This window comes from Streptomyces sp. NPDC093149, assembly GCF_044754145.1.
In the GTDB taxonomy this organism is placed as follows: Bacteria; Actinomycetota; Actinomycetes; order Streptomycetales; family Streptomycetaceae; genus Streptomyces.
Genome location: NZ_JBIVON010000005.1, coordinates 407,267 through 433,084 on the forward strand (window position 1 = coordinate 407,267; position 25,818 = coordinate 433,084).

Annotated in this window: 22 protein-coding genes and 1 tRNA gene; 8 read left to right on the plus strand and 15 right to left on the minus strand. The window is 69.0% G+C overall.

The features are described from left to right. Positions 1–42 precede the first annotated feature (42 nt). The 4 genes from ACIQCZ_RS18375 to ACIQCZ_RS18390 all read right to left on the minus strand — a co-directional run bounded on the left by ACIQCZ_RS18375 (position 43) and on the right by ACIQCZ_RS18390 (position 4,356). A complete protein-coding gene (locus tag ACIQCZ_RS18375) occupies positions 43–585 on the minus strand; it encodes an RNA 2'-phosphotransferase (protein ID WP_402283373.1) in 543 nt (180 codons plus the stop codon). Between the two features lie 167 nt (positions 586–752). Further along, on the minus strand, positions 753–1,730 hold the full coding sequence (locus ACIQCZ_RS18380; RefSeq protein ID WP_402283375.1) for a MerR family transcriptional regulator: 978 nt from the start codon (positions 1,728–1,730) through the stop codon (positions 753–755). Then, on the minus strand, positions 1,727–3,508 hold the full coding sequence (locus ACIQCZ_RS18385) for an SDR family oxidoreductase (protein ID WP_402283376.1): 1,782 nt from the start codon (positions 3,506–3,508) through the stop codon (positions 1,727–1,729). Before ACIQCZ_RS18385 ends, ACIQCZ_RS18380 begins: the two co-directional genes overlap by 4 nt. Next, the gene (locus ACIQCZ_RS18390; protein ID WP_402283377.1) at positions 3,505–4,356 is read right to left on the minus strand and encodes a M24 family metallopeptidase; all 852 of its coding nucleotides are present in this window, start codon (positions 4,354–4,356) and stop codon (positions 3,505–3,507) included. Before ACIQCZ_RS18390 ends, ACIQCZ_RS18385 begins: the two co-directional genes overlap by 4 nt. Before the next feature lie 251 nt (positions 4,357–4,607). Between ACIQCZ_RS18390 and ACIQCZ_RS18395 the strand changes: the two genes are divergently transcribed. The 6 genes from ACIQCZ_RS18395 to ACIQCZ_RS18420 all read left to right on the plus strand — a co-directional run bounded on the left by ACIQCZ_RS18395 (position 4,608) and on the right by ACIQCZ_RS18420 (position 9,574). Next, a complete protein-coding gene (locus ACIQCZ_RS18395; RefSeq protein ID WP_402283561.1) occupies positions 4,608–5,633 on the plus strand; it encodes an ABC transporter ATP-binding protein in 1,026 nt (341 codons plus the stop codon). Further along, on the plus strand, positions 5,633–6,535 hold the full coding sequence (locus ACIQCZ_RS18400; RefSeq protein WP_402283379.1) for an ABC transporter permease: 903 nt from the start codon (positions 5,633–5,635) through the stop codon (positions 6,533–6,535). The genes ACIQCZ_RS18395 and ACIQCZ_RS18400 overlap by 1 nt, the downstream gene beginning before the upstream one ends. Further along, positions 6,532–7,443: an ABC transporter ATP-binding protein gene (locus tag ACIQCZ_RS18405; protein WP_376275118.1), complete on the plus strand. Its 912-nt coding sequence runs from the start codon at positions 6,532–6,534 to the stop codon at positions 7,441–7,443. Before ACIQCZ_RS18400 ends, ACIQCZ_RS18405 begins: the two co-directional genes overlap by 4 nt. 30 nt (positions 7,444–7,473) lie before the next feature. Continuing rightward, positions 7,474–8,193: an ABC transporter permease gene (locus ACIQCZ_RS18410; protein ID WP_402283381.1), complete on the plus strand. Its 720-nt coding sequence runs from the start codon at positions 7,474–7,476 to the stop codon at positions 8,191–8,193. Positions 8,194–8,515: 322 nt separating this feature from the next. Continuing rightward, positions 8,516–9,211, plus strand: coding sequence for a hypothetical protein (locus ACIQCZ_RS18415; RefSeq protein WP_402283562.1), 696 nt, complete (start codon positions 8,516–8,518; stop codon positions 9,209–9,211). Between the two features lie 275 nt (positions 9,212–9,486). Next, positions 9,487–9,574: transfer RNA gene (locus tag ACIQCZ_RS18420), tRNA-Ser, on the plus strand. A 148-nt stretch (positions 9,575–9,722) separates the two neighbouring features. Here the strand turns inward: ACIQCZ_RS18420 and ACIQCZ_RS18425 are convergent. The 9 genes from ACIQCZ_RS18425 to ACIQCZ_RS18465 form a co-directional block, all read right to left on the minus strand. Beyond that, on the minus strand, positions 9,723–10,538 hold the full coding sequence (locus ACIQCZ_RS18425) for an HAD family hydrolase (RefSeq protein ID WP_402283383.1): 816 nt from the start codon (positions 10,536–10,538) through the stop codon (positions 9,723–9,725). Beyond that, positions 10,535–11,812: a serine--tRNA ligase gene (gene serS, locus ACIQCZ_RS18430; RefSeq protein WP_376275112.1), complete on the minus strand. Its 1,278-nt coding sequence runs from the start codon at positions 11,810–11,812 to the stop codon at positions 10,535–10,537. The genes ACIQCZ_RS18425 and serS overlap by 4 nt, the downstream gene beginning before the upstream one ends. 636 nt (positions 11,813–12,448) lie before the next feature. After that, a complete protein-coding gene (pheA, locus tag ACIQCZ_RS18435; protein WP_402283384.1) occupies positions 12,449–13,384 on the minus strand; it encodes a prephenate dehydratase in 936 nt (311 codons plus the stop codon). A 27-nt stretch (positions 13,385–13,411) separates the two neighbouring features. Beyond that, on the minus strand, positions 13,412–14,656 hold the full coding sequence (efeB, locus tag ACIQCZ_RS18440) for an iron uptake transporter deferrochelatase/peroxidase subunit (protein WP_402283564.1): 1,245 nt from the start codon (positions 14,654–14,656) through the stop codon (positions 13,412–13,414). Positions 14,657–14,823: 167 nt separating this feature from the next. After that, the gene (locus tag ACIQCZ_RS18445) at positions 14,824–16,884 is read right to left on the minus strand and encodes a copper resistance CopC/CopD family protein (protein ID WP_402283386.1); all 2,061 of its coding nucleotides are present in this window, start codon (positions 16,882–16,884) and stop codon (positions 14,824–14,826) included. 14 nt (positions 16,885–16,898) lie between these two features. Then, positions 16,899–17,348 (minus strand): copper chaperone PCu(A)C, encoded by a 450-nt coding sequence (locus tag ACIQCZ_RS18450; RefSeq protein WP_402283387.1) that lies wholly within the window; start codon positions 17,346–17,348, stop codon positions 16,899–16,901. Continuing rightward, complete coding sequence (locus ACIQCZ_RS18455) at positions 17,345–17,998, minus strand: SCO family protein (RefSeq protein WP_402283388.1); 654 nt, start codon at positions 17,996–17,998, stop codon at positions 17,345–17,347. The genes ACIQCZ_RS18450 and ACIQCZ_RS18455 overlap by 4 nt, the downstream gene beginning before the upstream one ends. Before the next feature lie 46 nt (positions 17,999–18,044). Next, entirely contained in the window at positions 18,045–18,791 is a 747-nt protein-coding gene (locus ACIQCZ_RS18460; RefSeq protein ID WP_402283390.1) for a YcnI family protein, read from the minus strand. 166 nt (positions 18,792–18,957) lie between these two features. Then, the gene (locus ACIQCZ_RS18465) at positions 18,958–19,761 is read right to left on the minus strand and encodes a hypothetical protein (protein ID WP_402283391.1); all 804 of its coding nucleotides are present in this window, start codon (positions 19,759–19,761) and stop codon (positions 18,958–18,960) included. Positions 19,762–20,060: 299 nt separating this feature from the next. Between ACIQCZ_RS18465 and ACIQCZ_RS18470 the strand changes: the two genes are divergently transcribed. After that, complete coding sequence (locus tag ACIQCZ_RS18470) at positions 20,061–20,588, plus strand: ATP-binding protein (protein ID WP_402283392.1); 528 nt, start codon at positions 20,061–20,063, stop codon at positions 20,586–20,588. Positions 20,589–20,636: 48 nt separating this feature from the next. On the opposite strand, the gene ACIQCZ_RS18475 is transcribed toward ACIQCZ_RS18470, so the two are convergent. Together ACIQCZ_RS18475 and ACIQCZ_RS18480 are read right to left on the minus strand one after the other, a co-directional pair. Then, positions 20,637–22,100: an aminopeptidase P family protein gene (locus tag ACIQCZ_RS18475; RefSeq protein WP_402283394.1), complete on the minus strand. Its 1,464-nt coding sequence runs from the start codon at positions 22,098–22,100 to the stop codon at positions 20,637–20,639. Between the two features lie 135 nt (positions 22,101–22,235). Beyond that, complete coding sequence (locus tag ACIQCZ_RS18480; protein ID WP_402283395.1) at positions 22,236–23,606, minus strand: PP2C family protein-serine/threonine phosphatase; 1,371 nt, start codon at positions 23,604–23,606, stop codon at positions 22,236–22,238. Between the two features lie 624 nt (positions 23,607–24,230). Between ACIQCZ_RS18480 and ACIQCZ_RS18485 the strand changes: the two genes are divergently transcribed. Further along, on the plus strand, positions 24,231–24,953 hold the full coding sequence (locus tag ACIQCZ_RS18485) for a bifunctional DNA primase/polymerase (protein ID WP_376559722.1): 723 nt from the start codon (positions 24,231–24,233) through the stop codon (positions 24,951–24,953). The last annotated feature ends 865 nt before the right edge of the window (positions 24,954–25,818 follow it).

Consider the following 25,818-nt stretch of genomic DNA (forward strand, 5'->3'; position numbering starts at 1 on the left):
CTCGGTGGCAGCGCGGGGGTCTCGGCGGGACCGGCCGTGGGGTCAGCCGCGCAGACGCAGGAACGCGGGCGGCACGGCAGCGGTGAGCCAGACCCCGTTGGCGCTGACGTAGAAGGTGTGGCCCGCGTGGTGCATCGCGCTCGCGTCCACGGACAGGACGACGGGACGGCCGCGTCGGGCACTGACCCTGGTCGCCGTCTCACGGTCGGGCGAGAGATGGACATGCGTTCGGTTCATCGGACGCAGGCCCTCGCTACGGATCGCGTCCAGCGCGTGTCCCACCGTGCCGTGGTAGAGGTATGCGGGCGGCTCGGCCGGCGGGAGGGCGAGGTCCACCGGGACGGTGTGCCCCTGGCTGGCACGGATACGGCCGTTCTCGACGGCGAAACGCCGCTTGTCGTTGACGGCGACCACGTGGTCGAGCTCGGCCCGGCTGATGGGGAAGTTGTGGCGGGCCATGGCGCGCAGCAGTTCATCGATCGCCACCCAGCCGTTGGCGTCGAGGGTGATCCCGATTCGTTCCGGCTGGTGCCGCAGATGTTTCGAGAGGTACTTGGACACCTTCACGGTGCGTCTTTCGTCCATCCCGCCAGAGTGCCCACAGCGGTCTTTCGTGTGCATCCGTATTTCACCTACCGATTCACTTCAGCAATTATATTCGCTGAAGCAATTTTCGTCCATAGGTTTGATCCACAGCCAACTGCACTTATCCACAGGGTAATTGGCGATTCTGTGGACAAGTGGATTTGATATCAGTCGAATTGAGTAACTTGCCTTATTTCAGGGCCGGATGAGCTGAGTGCGTCCAATGCCCTTTTCTGCACCTCACGTTCCGTGGCGGCGGCGACGAAGGCGGACACGTTGTCCGGACCAACCAGCTCCTGCACGGCCTGAATTGTCCCCGTTGGCAAAGCGATGTGTCGGGTCGTCGGTGCTGCGGACCGGAAGGTGAACGGGGTGTCCGCGTCGAGGTGGTGTCGCAGACGTCGGGTGGCGAACATGCGCATGGCGCGGGCCAGTTCTGCGTCCACGGTCTGCTGGGCGAGGGGGCGCAGTCTGCGCACCATGGCGGCTGCTTCCGCCGCGTCCGTGTCAGTGGGCGGGCGATGACCGAGATAGCGTGCGAAGACATGCTCGGTGGTGAACTCCAGGAAACGCGAGGCGATCTGCTCGACCCGACCACGAAGTTCCCTCAGATGCCCCGAGATCGCGCCGAGCGGAACGCCGGCCGCGTACAACTCGACCGCCACGGCAAGCTCTTGCGGGCTGGGAACCAGGAACTCGTCGTCCCTCCCCGGCACTGGTTCGAGTACGCCGAGGTCCACCGCCTCGGCGATCGCGTCGTCGTCGGGGTTTGTGCCGAACCTTGTGTTCAGCTCGGCCCGGGTGATCCGGTCGGCCTGCTCGTCCGTCCAGGGGCCGTGCACCTCCGCGACGAGCCCCAGCACGCCGCCCAGACCGCGGCCCGCGTCCCAGGCGTCCAGGAGCTCCTTGATGCTGGCCAGGGTGTATCCGCGGTCCAGCAGATCGGCGATCTGCCGGAGACGGGCAAGGTGGGTGTCCCGGTACACATTGGCCCGGCCGCGCCGTTCCGGCGTCGGCAGCAGACCGCGGTCCTGGTAGGCGCGGATCGTACGGACCGTGGTGCCGCTCGCATGCGCCAGGTCCTCGATCCGGTACTCAGCGGCGGCCCGGTGCTCCTCCGCCGACGACTGCCCGGGGCCGCTCACAGCGGCGGCTTCAGTCGGGCGATGGCGCGCAGTGCACCGGGGCTGAACCGGGACAGGAACCGGGCCCCACGGGCCTCCGGCGTCACCGGTACGACGGCCTGGTCGCGCACCACCGCCTTGAGGATCGCGTCGGCGACCCTCTCCGGCGGATAGTTGCGGAGCCCGTACAAGCGGCTGGTCCGCTTGCGCAGACGCTTCTCCTCCGCCGCGTCGGCACCGGCGAAGTGTGCCGTCGCGGTGATGTTCGTGTTGACGATGCCGGGACAGATGGCACTGACCCCGATCGACCGGTCGGCGAGCTCGGCCCGCAGGCACTCGCTGAGCATCAGCACGGCCGCCTTGGACGTGCTGTACGCGGGCAGCGCCCGGGACGGCTGGTAGGCGGCGGCAGAAGCCGTGTTGACGATGTGACCGCCCTGGCCGCGTTCGGCCATCTGCCGGCCGAAGATCCGACAGCCGTGGATGACACCCCACAGATTGACGTCGAGGACGTTCCTCCAGTCCTCGCTGGTGGTCTCCAGGAAGGAGCCCGACAGCCCGATCCCGGCGTTGTTGACCAGGACGTCGACGATGCCGTACTCGGCGGCGACCTTCTCGGCCAGCTTCTCCATCGCCTGTTCGTCACTGACGTCGACCGCTTCGCCCCAGGCGGCCGGGGAGCCGATCAGCCGGGCCATCTCCGCCGTCCTGACCGCCCCCTCCGCGTCGCGGTCCACGGCCACCACCCGGGCACCCGCCTCGGCGAAGGCGAAGGCCGTGGCCCGGCCGATACCGCCGGCCGCACCCGTCACCAGGACCAGCTGTCCGGCGAACCGGTCCGCGTACGCCCCCGACGGCGCGGTGTCCCGTACCGGTCGGCCATCCGCCCGCGCCGCCTCGTTGGCGGCGACGAACTCACTGATCCAGGAAGCGAGTCGGTCCGGCCTGGTGCGGGGCACCCAGTGCTTGCCCGGCAGTGAGCGGCGTACCAACTGCGGAGCCCACAGTTCCAGTTGGTCGTACAGCTTCTCCGAAAGGAAGATGTCGTCGGTCGGTGTGATGAGCTGGACCGGAACATGCGCATAGGCATCGGTACGCGGCCGGCGCAGCCGGGCCCGGACATTGTCCCGGTAGAGCCAGGCGCCGTGTGCCGCGTCGCTGGGCAGCGAGGACGTCGGATAGTCGCCCGCGGGCACCTTCTCCATCCGTTCGAGAATCCGCGGCCACCGCCTGCCGAGCGGGCCGCGCCAGGCGAGCTCGGGCAGGACCGGCGTATGCAGCATGTAGACGTACCAGGACTTGGCACCCTGGCCGAGCAGCTGGCCGACCCGGCGCGGGGTGGGCCGGGTCATCCGCTGCTTGATCCAGTGCCCGAAGTGATCCAGACAGGGCCCGGACATCGAGGTGAACGAGGCGATCCGGCCCTCGGTCCGCTCGACCGTCACGAACTCCCAGGACTGGACCGACCCCCAGTCGTGCCCGACCAGATGCACCGGACGGTCCGGGCTCACAGCGTCGGCGACGGCCAGGAAGTCATCGGTGAGCTTCTCCAGCGTGAAGCCGCCGCGCAGTGGTTTCGGTGCGGTGGACCGGCCGTGGCCGCGGACGTCGTACAGCACGACGTGCCACCGGTCGGCGAGCTGCCTCGCCACGTCCGTCCAGACCTCCTTGCTGTCCGGGTAGCCGTGCACGAGAACGACCGTGGGTCGTGACACGTCCCCCAACTCGACGACGCACAGCTCGATTCCGCCCGTACGCACCCGGCGCTCACGCGCCCCCGGCAGATTCTTCGGATTCATGCCACCACCCTCTCCTCGGCCCAGCGCCGCACATGCGGCAGATCGTCGTCCAGCCAGAAGGCGCCCTGTTCGGGGTCCTTGGAGTCCGTGACCACCAGGATCTCCTCGAACTTGACGCCGGTACCCCGGAATCCGAGGTGCGGTTCGACCGCCCACAGTCCGGGCTGCGGGGGATGGTCGGAGAAGCGGTACGGACTCCACAGCGGCGACCAGCCGTCCCGGTGGCCGTGCAGCGCGTCGCTCAGCAGCCCCTTGATCGACTGGGTGCCGAAGCCGAACACATGCGGGGACCACCGACGCTCGGTGACACGGTCGATCTTGTGGGCGATCACCCCGAAGGGATAGGCGCGATGCCTGTTGGCGTACCCCTGCTTGATCATCAGGCGTTCGACGTCCTCATAGATCTCGCGCAGCGAACGCCGCTCCCGCACCTCGCGCAGAATGAGCTCGCGGTGGACCTCCAGGTCGGCCAGGAGCCTGTCGTGCAGAGGATTGAGCCCGAGACAGCCGGAGTGGCCGATGTCCGCCGTGAAGCCCTTGTACACCGGTGCCATGTCGAGGATGAACGGCATCCCGGGCTCCAGCTCGCGGTTGGTCGGGAAGAACTGCAGGGGCACCTTGAACCCGGCGAAGGCGGTGCGGTCACCGAACCAGGCGAAGGGAAGGTGGAACCAGTCCCGCACGCCGCGCTCGCGCAACCAGTCGCGCTGCATCCGGGCCGCCTCGCGCTCGGTGACCCCCGGGGCGAGCCGGCCGGCCACCGCCTGGGCGCAGTCGTAGGCGAGGCGCTGTACTTCCCTGAACCCCCGCAGTTCCGGGGCCCGTTCGTCCTTCACTGCCGAGGTCATGCCACCGTCCGTTCCCTGCCGTGTGCGGTACGTGCCCGTAACGTGACACTGATGAATGTGACAATGTCCGACGGTCACGTCAAGAGGGGCGGGGAGACCTGTGGACAACTCGGCGAGGCCCTCCCCCGACGGGGGAGCTCCTCCCTTGTGGTGGTCCCCCTACGGGTCCGTACGTCTGGAGTCTGATGCGCATCCAGCCGCCAGGGCTGACGTCCGCTGTGGCGCGCGCCACTATCTTCGAAGACGTGACTGTGATCGCGACCGAAAGCCTGAGCAAGCGGTTCCCCCGGGTGACCGCGCTTGACCGGCTCTCCTTGGACATCGGGCCCGGTGTGACCGGCCTGGTGGGTTCCAACGGAGCCGGCAAGTCCACCTTGATCAAGATCCTGCTGGGTCTGTCCCCCGCCACCGAAGGCCGGGCCGCGGTACTCGGGCTCGATGTCGCCACCGATGGCGCCGCCATCCGGGAGCGGGTCGGCTACATGCCCGAGCACGACTGTCTGCCGCCGGACGTCTCGGCCACCGAGTTCGTCGTCCACATGGCGCGGATGTCCGGGCTCCCGCCGACGGCGGCGCGCGAGCGCACCGCCGACACGCTGCGCCACGTCGGTCTGTACGAGGAGCGCTACCGCCCCATCGGCGGCTACTCGACCGGCATGAAGCAGCGTGTGAAGCTGGCCCAGGCCCTGGTCCACGACCCGCAGCTGGTCCTGCTCGACGAGCCGACCAACGGTCTGGACCCGGTCGGCCGTGACGAGATGCTCGGGCTGATCCGCCGCGTGTACACGGACTTCGGCATCTCGGTCCTGGTCACCTCGCATCTCCTGGGCGAGCTGGAACGCACCTGCGACCACGTCGTCATCATCGACGGCGGCACACTCCTGCGCTCCAGTTCCACCAGCGACTTCACCCAGACCACCACGACCCTGGCGGTCGAGGTCACCGACAGCGACGCCCATCCGGACGGCACCGACGCGCTGAGGCAGGTCCTCATCCGGGCCGGCGTCGGACTCGTGGGTCACGACGGTCTCGACGGGCAGGGGCTGCCCGGTGCGGGTCACATCCTGCTGGTCGAGGCGGCCGGTGAGGAGACGTACGACATCGTGCGCGACGGCGTCGCCGGACTCGGACTCGGTCTCGTACGGATGGAGCAGCGGCGCCACCACATCGCCGAGGTCTTCCGTACCGAAGAGGGGCCGGAGGCCGCAGCCGCCGCGCAGATCGTGCCCGCGGCCGTACAGCAGAAGGGCCTTGCAGCAGAAGGGGAGCGGTCGTGATGAGCACCGAGACCATGAGCGGAAGCGACACCTCCCGGATCCACAACATCGGGTACCGCTCCTACGACGGCAAGCGGCTGGGCCGCGGGTACGCCCGGCGCTCGCTCTACTCGCAGTCGTTGCGGGGATCCTTCGGGCTGGGGCGTTCCGCCAAGTCCAAGGTGCTGCCGATGCTGCTCTCCGGCGTGATGTGCATGATTTCGGCGATCATCGTCGCCGTCGCCATCGCCACCCCGGGGACCACGGCTCTCCCGATCAAGTACACGGCGTTCGCGATCTATATGCAGGCCCTCATCGGTCTCTTCCTCGCCTCGCAGGCACCGCAGTCGGTCTCCCGGGATTTGCGATTCAAGAGTGTGCCGCTGTATTTCTCCCGGCCGATCGAACGGGTCGACTACGTCGTCGCGAAGCTGGCGGCCATGGCGTCCGCGCTCTTCATTCTCACCGGGGCGCCACTCGTCATCCTCTATGTGGGCGCCCTGCTCGGGAAGTTCGACTTCGTCGAGCAGACCAAGGGGTTCGGACAGGGACTGGTGTCGGTGGCGCTGCTATCCGTTCTCTTCGCCGGGCTGGGACTGGTGATGGCCGCACTGACACCGCGCCGCGGTTTCGGTGTCGCCGCGGTGATCGCCGTACTGACCATCTCCTACGGCGCGGTCTCCACGGTCCAGGCCATCGCCTGGCAGACGGGTTCCGAGGGGGCCATCGAGTGGCTGGGGCTCTTCTCCCCCATCACGCTGATCGGCGGTGTGCAGACCGCGTTCCTCGGAGCCGACTCGGCCTTCCCCGGAGGGGAAGGCCCGGGGGCGGGGGCCGGTGTGGTCTATCTGATCGTTGTTCTCGCGCTCGTCGCCGGCTCGTACGCCGTACTGATGCGCCGCTACCGGAAGGTCGGGCTGTGACCACCATCGAGATCGATCACACCTCGCGCTGGTTCGGCAATGTGGTCGCCGTCAACGACGTGAGCATGACGGTGGGACCGGGCGTCACCGGGCTGCTCGGCCCCAATGGCGCGGGAAAGTCCACGCTGATCAACATGATGGCCGGGTTCCTGGCTCCGTCGACGGGCACCGTCACGCTCGACGGTCGGCCGATCTGGCGCAACGAAGCGGTGTACAAGGAGATCGGGATCGTGCCGGAGCGGGAAGCGATGTACGACTTCCTGACCGGCCGCGAATTCGTCGTCGCCAACGCGGAGCTGCAGGGACTCGATGACGCGGCGGCGCGGAAGGCGCTGGCGACGGTCGAGATGGAGTACGCGCAGGACCGCAAGATCTCGACCTACAGCAAGGGCATGCGCCAGCGCGTGAAGATGGCGTCCGCGCTGGTCCACGAACCGTCCGTGCTGCTGCTCGACGAGCCGTTCAACGGAATGGACCCGCGTCAGCGGATGCAGCTGATGGGGCTGCTGCGACGGATGGGGGCGGAGGGCCGCACCGTGCTCTTCTCCTCCCACATCCTCGAAGAGGTCGAGCAACTCGCCTCGCACATCGAGGTGATCGTGGCGGGACGGCACGCGGCGTCCGGCGACTTCCGGAAGATCCGGCGACTGATGACGGACCGCCCCCACCGCTATCTCGTGCGCTCCAGCGACGACCGCGCCCTCGCCGCCGCGCTCATCGCCGACCCGTCGACGGCCGGCATCGAGGTGGACCTGGGCGAACAGGCCCTGCGCATCCAGGCGGTCGACTTCGGACGCTTCACCGAACTGCTGCCGAAGGTCGCACGCGACAACGGAATTCGTCTTCTGACCGTTTCGCCGTCCGACGAGTCCCTCGAATCGGTCTTTTCCTATCTCGTAGCGGCCTGAGTAGTGGCCTGAAAGGAGCTGTGAAGCGTCATGTACGACCCCACAGTCGCCCGGCTCACCTACCGGGCCCTGCTCGGCCGACGCCGGGCCGCCATCCTCTTCGTCCTGCCGGCACTGCTGGTGGTCATCGCGGTGGCGGTACGGATGTTTGCCGGAGCCGATGACCAGGTCGCCTCGGACGTGCTGGGCGGCTTCGCCATCGCCACGATGGTGCCGCTGATCGGTGTGATCGCCGGAACCGGAGCCATCGGCCCAGAGATCGACGACGGTTCGATCGTCTATCTGCTGGCCAAGCCGGTGAAGCGGCCGACGATCATCTTCACCAAGCTGATCGTGGCCATCGCCGTCACGATGGTCTTCTCGGCGTTGCCCACACTGATCGCGGGGCTGATCCTCAACGGCAACGGCCAGCAGATCGCGGTGGCCTACACCGTCGCGGCACTGGTCGCGTCGATCGCGTACAGCTCGCTGTTCCTGCTGCTGGGCACCGTCAGCCGGCACGCGGTCGTCTTCGGACTCGTCTACGCGCTGGTGTGGGAGGCCCTGTTCGGCAGCCTTGTGCCGGGGGCGCGCACGCTCAGCGTTCAGCAGTGGTCCCTCGCGGTCGCCGAGAGGGTCGGCGGGTCCGGAGCGATCACCTCCGATGTCGGACTGCCGGTCGCGACGGTCCTTCTGGCGGCGGTCACGGTGGTGGCGACCTGGTACGCGGGGCAGAAGCTGCGCACGCTGAAGCTGGCCGGGGAGGAGTGACCGGGAGGCTTCCGCCCGACATCCCTTCCGCGCTTCGTCCCTGACCGCTCAGCGCTGCATCGACCCTCGTCCTGTGGACGGGGGTTGATGCATTTCGGACAGTAGTACGCGTAACTGTACGGTTATCGGTTCGTTGGGCAGGGTGCGTGGAGGCAACTGGGATCTGTGGCGTCGTAGTTCTCGTGAAACAGGGATTGCCGATGCCGGCGAGGCAGTGCCCGCCGGGTCGGTCATTGAGTGAGTGGCAACCGTGAGCGTCCTCCGCCCCTCAAGCCCGGGACAGGGCTGTCCATCGTCGGTTTCACGATCGGAAGGCATGCCCATGCCCACGGAAGTCGCCCTGCTCGAATCGCGTGCGCTGCGCGTCGAGCAGATGGGGCGCGTCGATGTCCTCGACAAGGTCAAGAGTCTTGTCATGCTCCCGGATGGAATTCACCTTCGCACAGAGGATGTGGCTCGCTACTTCGAAGTATCCACAACCACGGTCAGGAGGCTCACGGACCGCCATCAGAATGAGCTCGTAGAGAACGGGATGCGCGTGCTGCGTGGCGCTGAGCTGCGCTCTTTCCATAACGACATGCTGTCGCTATGGGCGGGTGAAGTGCCGGAAAGTTATCCACAGGCAGCGACCCGGCTCAGGGTCTACACCCGCAGAACCGTCCTCAACGTCGCGATGCTTCTTCGCGACAGCGACATCGCGCGATGTGTCCGTACGTATCTGCTCGACGCCGAGCAGGAGCTGCGTGCGGGCTACGCATCGCTCGAACACCGCGTCACCCGGGTCGAGACCTGCCTCGCCGGAGTGGGCAGTGCCCTTCAGGAGCTCGGTCCCGTACTCAACCGGATGTCGCACCGGCTCGACAGCCTCGACCGGAGGCTGGACGTCACACATCAGGTCGTCGGCGCCATGAGCGTGCGGCTGGGCCATCTGTCCGAGGACATCGTCCGGATCGACGGCAGGATGGATGATCTCGCCCGCCACCTCAAGGACCTGAACCGCCGCATCAAGCAGCGCTGATCCAGGGCTGACGGCGGCCATTCGGTGCTGCCCGGAAAATGGGTGGCACCGAAAGGCCGTCCCGGGCACAGTGGTTGGTGCAGTGCGCACCGACGACAACAACCGCACGCCGCAAGCCGGGAGAGGAGCGCGACGATGACCGAGAGTCCGAGTCCGTCGAGTTCCCAGCAGGGCGGGCCCGAGCCGGCACCGGAGTAGTCACCGACGACTCCGCCGTGCCGATCGGCGCAGGACGCCCGGGGCGGCTATCTCGCGCATCGCGCGGCCGCCCTCCCGGAGGATTGGCCGAGTGGTAAGGCAGCGGCTTGCTAAGCCGTCGTCGGGGCCGTAGACCCCGCGCGCGTTCGATCCGCGCATCCTCCGCAGCGAAAGTGCCGGGTACGAGTACGGGCCGGCCGCTCTTTCCGCAGCCGGCCCGTACTCGTACCTGCACGGACGTTCCGTGGAGACGTACCTGCACGGACGTTCCGCGGAGACGTGCGTGCGAGGGCGCCCGGCAGAGACGTGTCCGTCAAGCCGTGGGGGTAGGGCTGAGGAGCCGCTCCAGCACCACGGCGATGCCGTCGTCCTCGTTGGACGCGGTGATCTCCTGGGCCACGGCCTTCAGATCCGCGTGGGCATTGTCCATCGCCACACCCCGCTGCGCCCAGGCGAACATCGGGATGTCGTTCGGCATGTCACCGAAGGCCAGCGTGTCCGCGGCCTTCACTCCCAGTCGGCGCGCGGCCAGCGAGAGCCCGGTCGCCTTGCTCAGCCCCAGCGGCAGGATCTCCACCACGCCGGGACCGGCCATGACCACGTCCACCAGATTGCCGACTGCCGCTCGCGCGGCCTTGGCCAGTGCGTCGTCGTCGAGATCGGGGTGCTGGATGTAGACCTTGTTCAGGGGGGCGGACCACAATTCGGCCGGGTCCTCGACGAAGAGGGCCGGAAGCGGCCCTTCCTGCACGCGGTATCCGGGGCCGACCAGCACTTCGCCGTCGAGCCCGTCGCGGCTCGCCGCCAGCGCCAGGGGACCGACCTCGGCCTCGATCTTGGACAGCGCGAGACCGGCGAGCTGCCGGTCCAGCGTCAGCGAGGTCAGCAGTCTGCGCTCGCCCGCGTGGTAGACCTGCGCGCCCTGACCGCAGACCGCGAGGCCCTCGTAACCCAGGTCGTCCAGGATGTGCCGGGTCCACGGGACCGCGCGGCCGGTGACGATGATGTGTGCGGCGCCGGCCTCGGTGACCGCGGCCAGCGCCGCACGGGTGCGCTCGGAGACCGTGTCGTCGTTACGCAGCAGCGTGCCGTCGAGATCGGTCGCGACGAGCTTGTACGGAAAGGTCACTTGGCGACCGGCTCCAGCACCTCGCGCCCGCCCAGGTACGGACGGAGCACCTCGGGCACCCGTACCGAACCGTCGGCCAGCTGGTGGTTCTCCAGGATCGCCACGATCGTGCGCGGTACGGCGCAGAGCGTGCCGTTCAGCGTGGCCAGCGGCTGGACCTTCTTGCCGTCGCGCATCCGGACGGACAGGCGGCGCGCCTGGAAGCCGTCGCAGTTCGACGCGGACGTCAGCTCGCGGTACTTGCCCTGCGTCGGGATCCACGCCTCGCAGTCGAACTTCCGGGAGGCCGAGGCACCCAGGTCGCCGGTGGCGACATCGATCACCTGGAACGGCAGCTCAAGAGCGGTGAGCCACTGCTTCTCCCAGTCCAGCAGCCTGCGGTGCTCCGCCTCGGCGTCCGCCGGGTCGACGTACGAGAACATCTCGACCTTGTCGAACTGATGGACGCGGAAGATGCCCCGGGTGTCCTTGCCGTACGTGCCGGCCTCGCGGCGGAAGCACGGCGAGAAGCCCGCGTACCGCAGCGGCAGCTTGTCGGCCTCGATGATCTCGTCCATGTGGTAGGCGGCGAGCGGGACCTCGGAGGTGCCGACCAGGTAGTAGTCGTCCTTCTCCAGGTGGTACACGTTCTCCGCGGCCTGACCGAGGAAGCCGGTGCCCTCCATGGCACGCGGGCGCACCAGCGCCGGCGTCAGCATCGGGACGAAGCCCGCCTCGGTGGCCTGCGCGATCGCCGCGTTGACGAGGGCGAGCTCCAGCAGTGCGCCGACACCCGTCAGGTAGTAGAAGCGCGAACCGGAGACCTTGGCGCCGCGCTCCATGTCGATGGCACCGAGCTTCTCGCCGAGCTCCAGGTGGTCCCTGGGCTCGAAGCCCTCCGCGCCGAAGTCACGGATCGTGCCGTGCGTCTCGAGGACGACGAAGTCCTCCTCGCCGCCGACCGGCACGTCCTCGTGGACGATGTTGCCGAGCTGGAGCATCAGCCGCTTGGCCTCGGCGTCGGCCTCGTCCTGCGCCGTGTCGGCGGCCTTGACGTCGGCCTTCAGCTGCTCTGCCTTCTTGAGGAGCTCGGCGCGCTCCTCGGGCGAAGCCTTGGGGATGAGCTTGCCGAGCGATTTCTGCTCGGAGCGGAGTTCGTCGAAGCGGACGCCGGACGTCCTGCGCCGCTCGTCGGCGGAGAGAAGGGCGTCGACGAGCGCGACGTCCTCTCCACGGGCGCGCTGGGAGGCGCGAACACGGTCGGGGTCCTCACGGAGCAGGCGAAGGTCAATCACCTCTCCAGGCTACCGGTGAGCGCTTCTCCCGCTCGAACCGATATCGCCAAGCGTGTCAGTTTGCCCGAATTGCCTGAATTGATAATGCTGAAGAGCATTGCGGGTCTGAGTCGATCTCGACCGTCAATAAAAAGAGTTTACTCCCCTAAATGGGGCAGAAGGTGTCGACCGTCTTGACGCATCGGCCTTGCCTGGAAGGGGAGTTGGTCGTCACTTGTCCACAGGTGCTGCTGCTTCGCAAGGTTATCCACAGGCTGTGAAGAAGATCTGTGGATGCCGGAAGTGATCATTCCGAAAAGTGTGTGAGGGCTCCTGGAATGTCGTCTCAAACCCGCTTCAGACGCTCGTTCGGGTGGGAATTCGCCCTGTCGAAGAGTTGATCAATGGAATTGGGGCGACGCGGCGCGACTCGGGTGACCTGCCGCCCTGTGGATGCATCTGGGATGCCTGGGGTGATATGTCGGCGATGCCCCATCGGGATGTCGACTTGTCCCCAGGTCGCGAACCACGCCTGTGGATAACTCTGTGGATGACGAAAATCGGCCGATAGCAACAGCGGTGCGAGTGCGACGGGACCCGACCGAGCGGCCCGGCCGCAAGCCGGGGGGACCCGGGGCCGTCGGCTCCGTACCGCCGTCAGCCCCGGCCGTCCAGGTTGCGGGCCAGCCAGTCGGAGGCCTCCGTGAACTCCGCGTCCGACGTCCCCGCCCGCAGCGGCCGTACGTCCTGCAGTGCCACTCCGGCCCGCGGATACGAACCGAGGAAACGCACTTTCGGGCAGATCCGCTTCAGCCCCATCAACGCCTCGCCGACCCGGCGGTCCGAGATGTGCCCCTCGGCGTCCACCGCGAAGCAGTAGTTCCCGATGCCCGCTCCCGTCGGTCGCGACTGGATCAGCATCAGGTTCACTCCGCGGACCGCGAACTCCTGGAGTAGTTCGAGCAGCGCTCCGGGGTGGTCCTCGCCCAGCCAGATGACCACCGAGGTCTTGTCCGCACCCGTCGGCGCGGCCGGCCGGGCCGGGCGGCCGACCAGGACGAAGCGGGTCTGCGCGTTCTCCGCGTCATGGATCTCGGTCACCAGCGGTTCGAGACCGTAGGTCGCCGCGGCGAACTCACCCGCGAAGGCGGCGTCGTACCGTCCCTCCTGCACCAGCCGGGCACCGTCGGCGTTGGAGGCCGCTGACTCCCATACGACGTCCGGGAGGTGGGCGGCCATCCAGTTGCGTACCTGCGGCTGCGCGGCCGGATGCGCGGTGACCGACTTGATGTCGGACAGTTCGGTGCCCGGCCGCACCAGCAGCGCGAAGGTGATGGAGAGCAGCACTTCGCGATAGATCATCAGCGGTTCGCCGGCGGTCAGCTCGTCCAGCGTCGCGGTGATGCCGCCCTCGACGGAGTTCTCGATCGGTACGAGCGCCGCGGCGGCGGTCCCGTTGCGCACCGCGTCCAGAGCCACCGGTACGGAGACCATCGGCACGAGTTCGCGGGTGGCGGCTTCCGGGAGCGTACGGAGGGCGACCTCGGTGAAGGTGCCTTCAGGGCCGAGATATGCGTAGCGCGTGGCGGACATACCGTCACCCTAATCTGCCCCGGACGCTCAGGACTCCAATAGCCGCTGACCCACGTACTCGCCATCCGCCGCACCGCCCGGCACCGCGAACAGGCCACTGGCCTCGTGCCGGATGAACGGGGACAGGGCATCTCCCCGGTCCAGTTTTCGCTGCACCGGTACGAATCCACGCAGTGGATCCGCCTGCCAGCAGATGAACAGCAGCCCGGCGTCCAAAGACCCGTCCGCCGCGATGCCGTCGTGGTACGAGAAGGGGCGCCGCAGCATGGCCGCACCGCCGTTCTTCTCCGGGGAGGAGATCCGGGCGTGGGCGTTGTCCGGGATCAGGAGCTTGCCGTCGGGGCCCGCCCGGTCGAGGTCCATCGCGGTGGTCTCGGTGCCACCGCTCAGCGGAGCGCCGTCCTTCTTGCGGCGCCCTATGACCTGCTCCTGTCGCTGCACCGGGAGCTTCTCCCAGTCGTCGAGCAGCATCCTGATCCGGCGGACGACCGCATACGAGCCGCCGGCCAGCCAGTCGTACTTCGTGTCCGTCCCGGCCGGGACGAAGACGCGCCGGCCGAAGTCGCTGTCGGCGGGCTTCGGGTTGTTCGTGCCGTCCACCTGCCCCATCAGATTGCGAGCGGTCATCGGCTGCGCGGTGGCGCCGGGGGAGCGGTTGAAGCCGTTCATCTGCCAGCGGACCCGGGCGGCCGGGGCCGCCTCCTTCTGTACGGCACGCAGTGCGTGGAAGGCGACGAGTGCGTCGTCGGCGCCGATCTGTACCCAGAGATCGCCGTTGGAGCGCTTGGCGTCGATGTGGTCGGCGGAGAACGGCGGCAGCGGGTCGAGCCCTGGTGGCCGGTGGTCGACCAGGCCGGTGCGTTCGAAGAAGGTGCTGCCGAAGCCGAAGGTGATGGTCAGCGAAGAAGGTCCGGCATCCAGCGCGATTCCGGTGTCGTGGGCCGTGCCGTCCGCCGAACCGCTGTCTGCCGGTTCGCCGGCCATCAGGCGCCGGGCCACGTCCGACCACCGGCGCATCAGGGCGGCCGCCTCCTTCCGTCCGGCGCCGGGCGCCAGGTCGAAGGCGATCAGATGACCGCATGCCTGAAGCGGAGTAGTGATCCCCGGTTGATGTTTCCCGTGAAACGTCACCTGGGTGGCGCCGACCGTGGTCAGAGCGGTGCGCTCATCGGGCCGGGCCGCGGCATAGCCGGTCGCACCGCCCGCCGCACCCAGCACGAGCCCGGTCGCACCGGCCGCGCCCGCGGTGCCGAGCAACCGCCGTCGGGAGATGGAACCGCTGCCGGGCGTCCCGTCGCCCTTGCTGGGCCCGTGGCCCTTGCCGCGACCGGCTCCGCCATTGCCGTTCCCGTCTCCGACGGAGGTCCTGCCGTTCCCCGCAGCGGTCCTACTGCTGCGGGGGGCGTTCTTCTTGCTGCTGTTTCCGCTCACGATCCTGCTCAGCCGATCTTCACGTTCTTGTCGATGGTCGTCTGATCGATGTCCGACGTACGCACGGTCACGGCGACCTTCCATGTACCCGCCATCGGGATCTGGACGCCGCTCGCGGTCCAGTGGCCCTCGGTGAGCCGGACGGGGAGTACGGGAAGCGGGCCGATGTCCTTGGACTCCAGGGTGAGGGCGAGCTTCAGCTCGGGGACGTCCATGGCCTTGCCGTCGGGGCTGTCGATCCAGATGTGGAGCTCGTTGGTGCCGGTACGGGCGGGGTCGATGTCCATCCGTACCGTTCCCTTGCCGTTCTGGCCGCCCGTGTCGAAGGGCAGCGTCAGATTGACCGGGCCTTCGGCCGCGGGAGCGGTGGCCGTCGTGGCGCCACGGGCCGCTTCTTCCTCGGTACGTCCCGGCTCGGTCGAGGTCAGCACGGTCGTCACGGCCAACAGCGCCACGGCGACCGTGACTTCCGCCAGCACCGAGCGGCGCAGCCCGGATCGCTCGGGGTCGGCGTCGCGGATCCGTTTCTTCTCGGCGGTGGCCACGGCGGCCCGCTGCCGCGCGAGCTGCGCCGCCCGCGCGGGGTCCTCGGCCAGAGGCGCCGGTGCGCCTTCGGTCTGGGGTTCTTCGGCCCCGGCCCCGTCTTCGGCCCCGGCTCCGCCTTCCGTCCCGGCCTCGGGCCTCTCGATCGCGGCTTCGACCTCGATCCCGGTCGCATCGGTCTCCGTCCCGGCGCCTTCCGTGCTCTTCTCCGCAGCGGCTCCGTTCGAGACCGGTCGTTCGGCTCCGCTGGAGACCAGGCGTGCGGTCCAGCGGCGTGAGAACCAGGCGATCCCGACCAGGGCGGCGACGAGTCCCACCTTCACGAGCAGGAGTCGCCCGTACTCGGTGCCGGTGAGCGCGGACCAGGTGCCGACCTGGCGCCAGGACTGATAGATCCCGGTGGCGGTGAGCACGAGCACGCTGCCGAAAGCGATGCGGGAGAAGCGTCGTACCGCCGTGGCTCCGATGTCCGGCGTCCGGTGGAGCGCGACCAACAGGGCCACCAGCCCGCCCAGCCAGGCCGCGACGGCGAGCAGATGGAGTATGTCGACCGGCATGGCGATGTCCGGCTGGATCCCTGCCGAAGCATGTTCGGCGAGCGCCCAGGTCCCGGCGATCCCGGCGGCGATCACCGTGCCGCCGACGGCCAGTCCGAAGGTGAGGTCTTTCTTCTCGCGCTCGTCCTCGCGCTTGGCGTACGCCCCGAACAGCACGGCGATGAAGAGCGCGGAAGCGCCGAGCAGCAGCAGCCTGGATACGAGCGCCGCCCCGGGCCTGGTGTCGAGGACAGCCTTCAGACCGTCGAGGTCGAAGGCGTCCGCGAGCTTCCCGGAGCCGGTGTAGGGATTGCGCAGGAGCAGCATGGCCAGGGTGGCGGTGGTGAGGGTCATCCAGCCGCGTACGACCAGGCGTTGCAAGGGGCGTGCACCGGCCCCGCGCTGCCAGCAGGCCAGCACGAAGGCGGCGCCGCCGGCCAGCAGGATGAAACCGGCGTAGGCGGCGTAGCGCGCGATGTCGTAGAGGGTTCCGACGAGTCCGCCCCCGGCCTGCTCCGTCGGAAGGGCGACCGTGGTCTTGGAGGGGGCTCCGACGGAGAAGGTGAAGGCGCCCGAGACGGGGTGGCTGTCCGCGGAGACGGCCTGCCAGGCGACGGTGTACGTACCGTCGGGCAGCCCGGAGTGCAGCGAGACGCCGTACTTCACGGTGGAACCGCTGCCCAGATCACGGGGGGCGACGGCGGTGTCGGCGCGTTTGCCGTGGGGGTCGAGGACCCTGACGGAGTCGCTGCCCATGGCGACCTGCTCGGAGAAGGTGAGCGTGACCTCCTTGGGCGCGGCGTCGACCACCGCCCCGTCCTGCGGATCGCTCCCGGTGAGCGCGGCATGTGCGGACGCGGGGCCCGCACCGCCCAGCAGCAGGCCGAACACCATGCCGACAAGCGCGGCGAGGAGCGCGGCCGCGGCGAGCGGTCGTCGTGGCACGGGAGTGGACGGGGACGTTCCGAAGTGCGGGGCGGTGGCTGTCATGGCGAGTCAGTCCCTCACTGCTTCTTCGGGTTGTGGGTGGTCTCCTTCACGGGAAGGTCGACCTTTATCGGGTCGGCCTTCTCGAAGTGCAGCTCCACGGACACCTTCTCGCCCTGCTTGGGCTGCTGCTTGAGGTTCATGAACATGATGTGGTTCCCGCCGCGTTCCAGATCCAGTTCGCCGCCCGCGGGGACCTCGAAGGACGACACCATGCGCATCGTCTGGTTCTTCGACTCGTGGATCGTGACGTTGTCGGAGAGGGGGCTGGTGACCGAGGTGAGCCGGTCGGACGCGCCGCCGCTGTTCCGTATGACGAAGAAGCCGGCCGCCATGTCACTGACGGGCTGCGGCATGAACGCGCCCGTCACCTTCAGCACGGGTTTGCTGCCCGAGGAGGAGCATCCCGCCAGCGCCAGCCCGGTGGTGAGGGCGACGGCGCCGGCGAGGACGGTGCGGCGGTTCACGGATTCTCTCCCTTGATGATCTTGGGGAGGTCCTTGGTGTAGTCGTCGGGGGAGGTGTCCTCGCTGTACACGAGGTACCCCTTGTCGGTCTTCGGGGAGAAGGCGATGACCTGGGATCCGTGCATCGAGACGACCGTGCCGTCCTTCTCCTTCTTCGGCGCGTCGATGCCGATGCCGATCTGGCGCGCGCCCGCCTGGATGGTGGGGAAGTCGCCGGTGAGGCCGATGAAGGAGGGGTCCTGGGACTTGAGCCAGGTGCCCAGCGAGGACGGGGTGTCCCGCTCGGGATCGGTGGTCACGAAGACGACCTGGAGCTTGTCCTGGTCGGCCTTGGGGAGGGACTTCCTGGCAATGGCGATGTTGCTCATGATGAGCGGGCAGACATCGGGGCAGTTGGTGTAGCCGAAGTAGATCAGCGTCGGCTTGCCCTTGGTCCGCTCACGGAGGTCGTACTTCTTGCCGTGGGTGTCGGTGAGGACGAGATCGGGCTTGGTGAACGGCTGGTCGAGCACCGTCGCGGCCTTGGTCTTGGCCTCGACGGACACGTCGGCGATCGGCTTCTTCGCGCTGTCGTCGCTGCTGCCGCAGGCGGACAGCGAGAGCGCGGCCGCGGCGACGAGCGCCGCGGCCAGCACAGTCTTCTTACGCATGGAGCACTGATTCCTGGTGGGTCGGTGGGACGGGTGGGGCTGTGGTTCAGGCAGTGCGACGGCGGCCGGCGAGGATGCCGAAGGCCACTCCCGCGATGCCGACGACGATGCCGACGATGCCGAGGACCCGGGCCGTGGTGTCACTGTCGGACGTGTCCGAAGCGGCCGTCGTCTGCTTGTCCGCTGCCTGTTCGGTGGCGTCGGCACCGGCCTTGCCGGTGGTACCCGCGCCGTGCTCGTCGGCGGACGCCGCGGTCAGCTCGAGGACCGGTGCCGGGTTCTCGGGCTCGGCGGCGCCGTCCTTCGGCTCCTCGATCCAGCGGACGACCTCCTTGTTGTCGTACGTCTGGATGGCCTTGAAGACCAGCTGATCGGCGTTCTCGGGGAGCTGCCCGATGGAGAGCGGGAACTGCTGGAAATTGCCCGGACGGATGCCGAGGTCGTTCTTGTCACCCTTGGCGGTCCAGGTGACCTTGGAGACGGCCTCGTTGATCTTCTCGCCGTGCATTTCGAGCGGCTTGGCCAGCTTGCTCTTGGTGACCTCGACGTCCCAGCCGGGTACGGCCTGCGGCATGACGGAGGCCAGCGGGTGGTCGGTCGGGAAGTTGACCTCGACCTTGGTCGTCGAGGCGTCGGCGCGCTCGTTGGGGACCTTGAAGTTGACGGTGGCGTATCCGCCCTTGGCGGCCTCGCCCTGGGGCTGCACGCTGACGTGCGCGGAGGCGGTACCGGCGACGATCAGCACGGTGGACGCGGCGATGCCGCCGGCGATGGCGATGCGGGAAACGTTCATGACAGGGATTACTCCACGGAGACACGAAGGAAAGGTGGTCCGGCGCGCGGGTGCGCGGCGGCATCGCGACACCTCTGCCTCACGTGTGGCGTGCGTACGCCGACTCGCAGGGCACCGGTCGGTTCCGGGCGTCGAGTCGGGCGTGCGTCGTGCGGTGGGTGTCGCGTCAGGCTGCGAGCGCGTACGCCGGGGGCGGCCCGCGCCTGATCACCATGTGCTGCAAGGTGTCCCCGGTGGCGGGGACCGGGGTGTCGGCCCCGGTACGCGGGATGCGCGGCCCGGTCGTCGGACCCCCGGGCAGTCCGGCGCGCAAGGCGTTCACCAGTGAGAGTGCGGCGCGCAGCGCGCGCAGCCGGGCCCCGGCCGCGAGTTGCTGGACGCCGTGCGCGGAGAGCCGGGCGAGCCGGAACAGCGCGATCTCGCCCCGCCGCAGCAGCCAGCCGGTGGCCACGGCGGCCAGCAGGTGGCCGAGCAACATGGGCAGGCCGGGCAGCAGACCGGCGAGGCCGACGGGATCCGCGTCGGCCGCGGACGCCATGTGCTGATGGCCGGCGGCCGTCACCGATGCCGGGTCGATGCCCGCCGTGGTGACGATGCGGCGAGCTTCGGCGGCGTTCAACTGGGCGGGTCCCATGCCGCACACAAGGCTCGCCGCGAACCGGATCAGCGGGTCGTCGCCCGTGGTCGTTCCGGTCGGCGTGGCATGCGCTCCCACGCCGAAGAGGGTGTGCAGGGCGATCTGTCCGCCGGCCAGCGCGGCCGCGATGGACGGCAGCGAGCGCTCACGTCCGGCGAGCGGTGCCGCCACGGCGAAGACCCCCAGGAATCCGGCGAGCAGGGTCCACCAGGGGACGGCCGCGCAGGACGCCAGGGAGTGGCCTGCCGCGGACAGCGCGACACAGACCGCGGTGAACACCGCGGCCCTCAGGAGCCGCAGACCGGCTCCGGCGCGTGCGACAGGCATAGACATGGCGGGGCCATCATCGCACCGCGCACCCGGCTTGGGTACGGCAGGTCCGGAAGGTCGGCTTCCGTCCGATTGGGTGCGGGCCGTCACAGGCGTGGCCGGAGCCGGGGGGCACCGTGTGCGGAGACCGGCGGGGAGATCACCGGGCCACGGGCGGATCCGAGGGCCCGGTCCGGCATACACGTGATGTACGGCGTGCGGGTATCCGCCGAATGAGCGGTCTCACATCCGCTCCGTGCTTACGAATGGTCCAGTGCGGCAATAGGTATCGGTATGTCGAGCCGCAGCCAGGAGGCTGGAGCATGAGCATCTGGTGGTCCCTCCATCTGCGGCGCGAGGCTGCGAGCGTTCCGCTCGCCCGGCGTTTCCTGCTGGGCGCCATGGAGACCGCAGGCGTGGACCCGGACATCTCCTTCGACCTGTCGGTCGCGCTCAGCGAGGCCTGTGCGAACGCCGTTGAACACGGCGGCGACCGCAGGAGCCGGGACGAACAGGGCGTCGGCCGCGATCCGTGGGACGTATGGGACGAGTTGCCCGGGACGGCCTGCGGGGAGTACCGGGTCACCGCCTATCTGGACGGCGAGAAGTGCCGTATCGAAGTCGCCGATTCGGGGCCCGGTTTCCCCGCCCGGCGCACGCTGCGTGCGTCGGCGCCGCAGCACGAGCCCCAGCCGTACCCGCCGCTCGGCGCGGAGGACGGCAGGGGGCTCTGCATCATCGAGCAGCTCGCCGATCACGTCCATTTCGGCAACCGTCCCGGCCGCGGTGCCGTGGTGAGCTTCGACAAGATCCTGAAATGGCGGAAGGGCGCCCTGCTCATGGCTTCCTGAGCGGGGCGCCCTCCGGCGTGCGGGAGGCCCGTCGCCGGGCCTTCCGGATCAGCCCTTGAGCCGAGCCATCCACGCCTCGACCTCGTCGGCCCGGCGCGGCAGCTTGTCGGAGAGGTTCCGGTTGCCGTCCTCGGTGACGAGGATGTCGTCCTCGATCCGGACGCCGATGCCCCGGTACTCCTCGGGGACGGTCAGGTCGTCGGCCTGGAAGTACAGACCCGGCTCGACCGTGAGGCAGACGCCGGGCTCCAGCGTCCCGTTGACGTACGTCTCGGTGCGCGCGGCGGCGCAGTCGTGGACGTCCATGCCGAGCATGTGGCCGGTGCCGTGCAGCGTCCAGCGGCGCTGGAGCCCCAGCTCCAGGACCTTGTCCACGGACAGATCGCCGAGCAGGCCCCACTCGACGAGCTTCTCGGCGAGCACGCGCTGCGCCGCGTCGTGGAAGTCGCGGTAGTCGGCGCCGGGCTTGACGGCCGCGATGCCCGCTTCCTGGGCCTCGTACACCGCGTCGTAGATCTTCCGCTGCAGCGGCGTGAACGTGCCGTTGATCGGAAGGGTGCGTGTCACGTCGGCGGTGTAGAGGTCATTGGTCTCCACACCGGCGTCGAGGAGCAGCAGCTCACCGGAGCGCACCGGCCCGTCGTTGCGCACCCAGTGCAGGGTGGTGGCGTGCGGACCGGCCGCGCAGATCGAGCCGTAGCCGATGTCGTTGCCCTCGATGCGGGCGCGGAGGAAGAAGGTGCCCTCGATGTAGCGCTCGCTGGTCGCCTCGGCCTTGTCGAGGACCTTCACGACGTCCTCGAAGCCGCGTGCGGTGGCATCGCAGGCCTTCTCCAGCTCGGCGATCTCGAAGGCGTCCTTGACCAGCCGGGCCTCGGAGAGGTGGACGCGCAGCTCCTCGTCGCGCTCCGCGGTGACCTTGTCGGTCAGCGCGGCCTCGATGCCCGCGTCGTGGCCGCGGACGTTGCGCACCGGGCCGGTGGCCTCGGCCAGCGCGGCCGGGAGCTCGCGCACGTCCTTCGCCGGGATGCCCAGCAGTTGCTCGGCCTCGGTGAGGGAGTGGCGGCGGCCGACCCACAGCTCGCCCTGGCCGTCGAGCCAGAACTCACCGTTCTCGCGGTTGGAGCGCGGCAGCAGATGGATGGTCGCCTCGTGCCCGTCCTGCGTCGGCTCCAGGACGAGGACGCCGTCCTGGGTCTGGTCGCCGGTGAGGTACGCGTACTCGGTGGAGGCGCGGAAGGCGTACTCGGTGTCATTGGAGCGGGTCTTCAGGTTGCCCGCGGGGATGACCAGGCGCTCACCGGGGAAGCGCGCGGAGAGCGCGGCGCGGCGGGCGGCGGTGTGTGCGGCCTGGGCGATCGGCGCGAGGCCCTGCAGCTCGGTATCGGCCCAACCGGACTTCATGTTCGCGGCGAGTTCATCGGAGACGCCCGGGTACAGGCCGTTCTTCCGCTGCTTGACCGTTTCTTCTGCTTCGGTCTCCGGGTTCTCCGGGGTGAGCTCCTCAGCCACGACTTGTCTCTCCTTGATACGACACTGGACCTCATCCATCGTACGGGCGTACGGAAGGGGGCACAGGGCCGGAAGACCTGTTACACGACCGGGCCGGGGCGACCCGTACGACCGGGCCGGGGCGGGCGGCGAGGCTCAGTCGAAGCGCGCGGCCAGGACGACGACGTCCTCCGTGTCGCCGCCCTGGTCGAGCCCGTCCGGCAGCACGGTCCGCAGCACGTGATCGGCGACGGCCCCGGCGTCGTCGCGCAGCGCCTTCGGTACGCACGCCGCCGCCGAGTGGAGCCGTGCGAACGCCCGGTCCGTCGAGTCGCCGGTGCGGCGCAGCAGTCCGTCGGTGTAGAGGAGCACGGTCTCGCCGGGCGCCGGGGAGATCTCCACGCTGGGCGCCTCCCAGCAGGCGAGCATGCCCAGCGGCGCGGAGACCGAGGTCTCGACGAACTGGGTGCGCCGGTCGCCGATCACGAGCGGCGGGGTGTGGCCCGCGCCGGCCAGCAGGATCTTGCGGCGGGCGGGTTCGCAGTAGGCGAAGAGGGCGGTCGCGGAACGGGCGGGTTCGGTCAGCCGCAGCAGCAGTTCCAGATCCGAGAGCACGGCGACCGGATCCTCGCCCTCCATCACCGCGTACGCCCGCAGACCGGCACGGAGCCGGCCCATGGCGGCCAGCGCGCTCGGTCCGGAGCCGTTCACCGAGCCCACGGCAAGACCGAGCGCGCCTTCCGGCAGGGCCAGCGCGTCGTACCAGTCGCCGCCGCCCTGGGGCGCCGTGCGGTGGCGTGCGGCCAACTGGACGCCGGCGATCCGGGGCAGCCGGCTGGGCAGCAGTTCCTCGGTGACCGTGGCGACATCCGCCCTGGCCCGCTCCAGTTCCAGCAGCCTGGCCAGGTGCTCGCCGGCGAATCCGGCGTAGAGGCCGACGAGATGGCGTCGGCGTTCCAGCGGTTCGGCGGGCTCGTCGTACAGCCAGACGGCGGCGCCGAGCCGGCCGGTCGCCTCGGCGCTGATCGGCAGGGTGTAGCTGGCGGCGTATCCGAGCCGGGCGGCGACCTCGCGGTGGCGGGGGTCCAGAGTGGTGTCGCCGAGCAGATCGGGGGTGGTCTGCGCTCCTTCGGCGCCCGGGAGACCTTCCAGGATCCGGCCGTAGGAGGTGGCCCGGCGCGGAATCGTTTCGATGTGCCCGAGCTCGGCGTGGGCGAGCCCGAGGCCGACGGTGCTCACGGGGCCGCGGCGGTCGGACGGTTCGAAGACGACCAGACCGCGGCGGGCACCGACCAGAGCCGCTCCGGCGCTCAGCAGTTCGTGCAGCGCGTCGTCGAGCGTGCTGGTCCTGGCGAGCCGCTCGGTGAGTTCGTGCAGGGTGGTGAGGTCGGAGACCCAGCCGGCCAGCCGGTCCTGGATGAACGCTCCGGGCGCGGACGGTACTTCGGACAGAGATCCGGCAGTGTGAGCTGAAACAGGAACCATGGGATCGATTCCGGCCACTTTCGGGAGGTGCGGGGCGCTCATGACAGTCGGCTTCCCCACCGGTGCGATTCGTCGAATAGCATCGCAAACCCCCATGTCATTCTGCGCCGCTATCAGTGCATCCACGTGTACACGTAGCATCCACATGTACACGCACAAGTAAGGCGATGTCCAGCATTGTCCCTGCAGGAATTGTGGTGTCCAAGTAACTGCAAAGTTGGCTAAAAAATGCACCTGGTGGCGGTGATTTGCGGTCGACTGGGTGTGCTCGACAGGGGGTGTTCTCGGGGTGAAGTCCCAGAGGGAGCGTCATTTCGGGCATGCTGGGTACGTAATCCGATGATGACCAGGGGCAGTTCTGATCGCCCCGGAACCTGGCAGCGGGCCCAGGCGTCCTCTCCTGTGACGGCTACGCCCCCACCCCCGAGTGGCGGGGCTTGCGCCTCGAGATGACCGGCGCGATACGTGCGCTGCTCCTCGCCATGCTTGTGTCCGGACCCGCCTCGCCCTTGCTCGACCCGGCTCAGCTCATGCTCGGTACCGATGACCCACCCGTATCGCGACCCCTGAAGAGCATGTACGCACAGTGAAGAGATGTACACGTGGTGTGACACACGCGTGGTGTGATGTGGTCCCTCGGCGTTCAACGGAAAGGAACGAGCGCTCATGCGCGAGATCCTCGGAAGGCGACGCAGGCTCCGGCTCCGACGCAGGACAAGGCCCGTCCAGCTCGACGCGGTCCTGACCTGTGCCACCGCATGGCAGTGGCCCGTGCTCCCCGGAGTGGGACTTGAGGCGGCCGGTGGTCGCGGTGACCGTGGCCGTGGCTGTGCCTGCCCCGATCCCGAGTGCGCCGTTCCCGGCGCACACCCCTTCGATCCCGGTCTCCTCGCGGCGACCACCGACGAGCGCATGGTGCGCTGGTGGTGGACCAATCGGCCCACCGCGCCGATCGTGCTGGCCACGGGCGGGCGCGCACCGTGCGCGTTGAGCCTGCCGGCCGTGGCGGGCGCCAGGGCGCTGGCCGAGCTGGACCGGATGGGAACGCGGCTCGGTCCCGTGGTGGCGACGCCGACCCGGTGGTCGCTGCTGGTGGCCCCGTACACCCTCGAACGGCTCGGTGAGCTGCTGCACGCCCAGGACCGGGTGCCCAGTTCGCTGCGTTTTCACGGTGAGGGCGGCTATCTCGTCCTTCCGCCGTCCGAGGTCGGGGCGGGGCAGGTGCGCTGGGAACGGGCTCCCGCGCCGGTCCCCGGCCGGGGCTCGAACAGGGGCGGCCCCGTCCCCGGACCGGCTGCGCCGTGGCTGCCGGATGTGGGAGCGGTGCTCGACGCGCTGGTCGAGGCGAGCAACGGCGCGCCTGACGGCGGCAGTCGGCTCGCCTACTGACAGGTGGTCGGCTCACCCGTCCGGGCGCGAGCCGACCGGCGTTCCCGCGCGGAGACGTGCGGCACCGGGACGTTCATATTCTCGATGTCTCCGGCGGGGCATTCGGCGGAGCATCAGGGATTCGGGCGAGGCCGTCAGGTTCCGAAGGTGCCGGCGGATGTTGCCGCGCGATTCCTCGCGTGATCGGTGTCGCGGGCGTGCGCGGCGTGACAGTGTGTCGGCGCGCACCGGCTCCGATTTCCGTTCGCGCTCTTCTCCCGCCCGCTCTCCCGGTACCTCTCCGGGCCCGGCTCCTGCCGGTCGATGCAAAGTCTGCCGCTGCAAAGCCCTTCCGCGGAGGTATTCCTGATGGACCTTCCGAAAGTCTCGCGAAGAGTTTTTCGAAGATTTATTCGAATTACTTCACGGGGGTGATATCTGTACGGGAGTTCCGGTGGCCGGGGGCTGTCCGGGATCCGTCCGAGACGGGCCGTTCCGGTGGAGCCCGCGGAGCGTCGGGCGGGAGGGGCGTCGTCGCCGATGAGGGAGCGTCGTCAATCCGGGCCCTGTCGTGCCGTGTTGGCGGTGGAGCGCAGGTTCTGAGAGGCCGGGGGCGGCCGGAGCGGGAGGGGACCGGCGGCGGGAAGTGTGTGCCGACGAGGGGTCCGTACGCCGGCTCGTGCGCCGCGTTGCGCGCTGTGCGCCGCGCCCGGAAATGAGGATGCCCGATCGCTGGCGACGGGGGATGCACCAGCGACCGGGCTTCTAGAACGGTAACAAGAGATCTGCCGTTCGCAAATTCGATCTCGCGTATTCGGGCAGCGATTTACCCATTGGTACGGCGAGTTGTGACGCGAGTCACGGAAGGGGGCCAGGAATCGTCACT

What these genes read in the sequence shown, in the direction of transcription:
- ACIQCZ_RS18375 (WP_402283373.1), bottom strand. Translation starts at nt 585, where the DNA reads ATGGACGAAAGACGCACCGTGAAGGTGTCCAAGTACCTCTCGAAACAT.
- ACIQCZ_RS18385 (WP_402283376.1), bottom strand. Translation starts at nt 3,508, where the DNA reads ATGAATCCGAAGAATCTGCCGGGGGCGCGTGAGCGCCGGGTGCGTACG.
- ACIQCZ_RS18390 (WP_402283377.1), bottom strand. Translation starts at nt 4,356, where the DNA reads ATGACCTCGGCAGTGAAGGACGAACGGGCCCCGGAACTGCGGGGGTTC.
- ACIQCZ_RS18400 (WP_402283379.1), top strand. Translation starts at nt 5,633, where the DNA reads ATGAGCACCGAGACCATGAGCGGAAGCGACACCTCCCGGATCCACAAC.
- ACIQCZ_RS18410 (WP_402283381.1), top strand. Translation starts at nt 7,474, where the DNA reads ATGTACGACCCCACAGTCGCCCGGCTCACCTACCGGGCCCTGCTCGGC.
- ACIQCZ_RS18415 (WP_402283562.1), top strand. Translation starts at nt 8,516, where the DNA reads ATGCCCACGGAAGTCGCCCTGCTCGAATCGCGTGCGCTGCGCGTCGAG.
- pheA (WP_402283384.1), bottom strand. Translation starts at nt 13,384, where the DNA reads ATGTCCGCCACGCGCTACGCATATCTCGGCCCTGAAGGCACCTTCACC.
- ACIQCZ_RS18445 (WP_402283386.1), bottom strand. Translation starts at nt 16,884, where the DNA reads ATGACAGCCACCGCCCCGCACTTCGGAACGTCCCCGTCCACTCCCGTG.
- ACIQCZ_RS18455 (WP_402283388.1), bottom strand. Translation starts at nt 17,998, where the DNA reads ATGCGTAAGAAGACTGTGCTGGCCGCGGCGCTCGTCGCCGCGGCCGCG.
- ACIQCZ_RS18460 (WP_402283390.1), bottom strand. Translation starts at nt 18,791, where the DNA reads ATGAACGTTTCCCGCATCGCCATCGCCGGCGGCATCGCCGCGTCCACC.
- ACIQCZ_RS18465 (WP_402283391.1), bottom strand. Translation starts at nt 19,761, where the DNA reads ATGTCTATGCCTGTCGCACGCGCCGGAGCCGGTCTGCGGCTCCTGAGG.
- ACIQCZ_RS18470 (WP_402283392.1), top strand. Translation starts at nt 20,061, where the DNA reads ATGAGCATCTGGTGGTCCCTCCATCTGCGGCGCGAGGCTGCGAGCGTT.
- ACIQCZ_RS18480 (WP_402283395.1), bottom strand. Translation starts at nt 23,606, where the DNA reads ATGAGCGCCCCGCACCTCCCGAAAGTGGCCGGAATCGATCCCATGGTT.
- ACIQCZ_RS18485 (WP_376559722.1), top strand. Translation starts at nt 24,231, where the DNA reads ATGCGCGAGATCCTCGGAAGGCGACGCAGGCTCCGGCTCCGACGCAGG.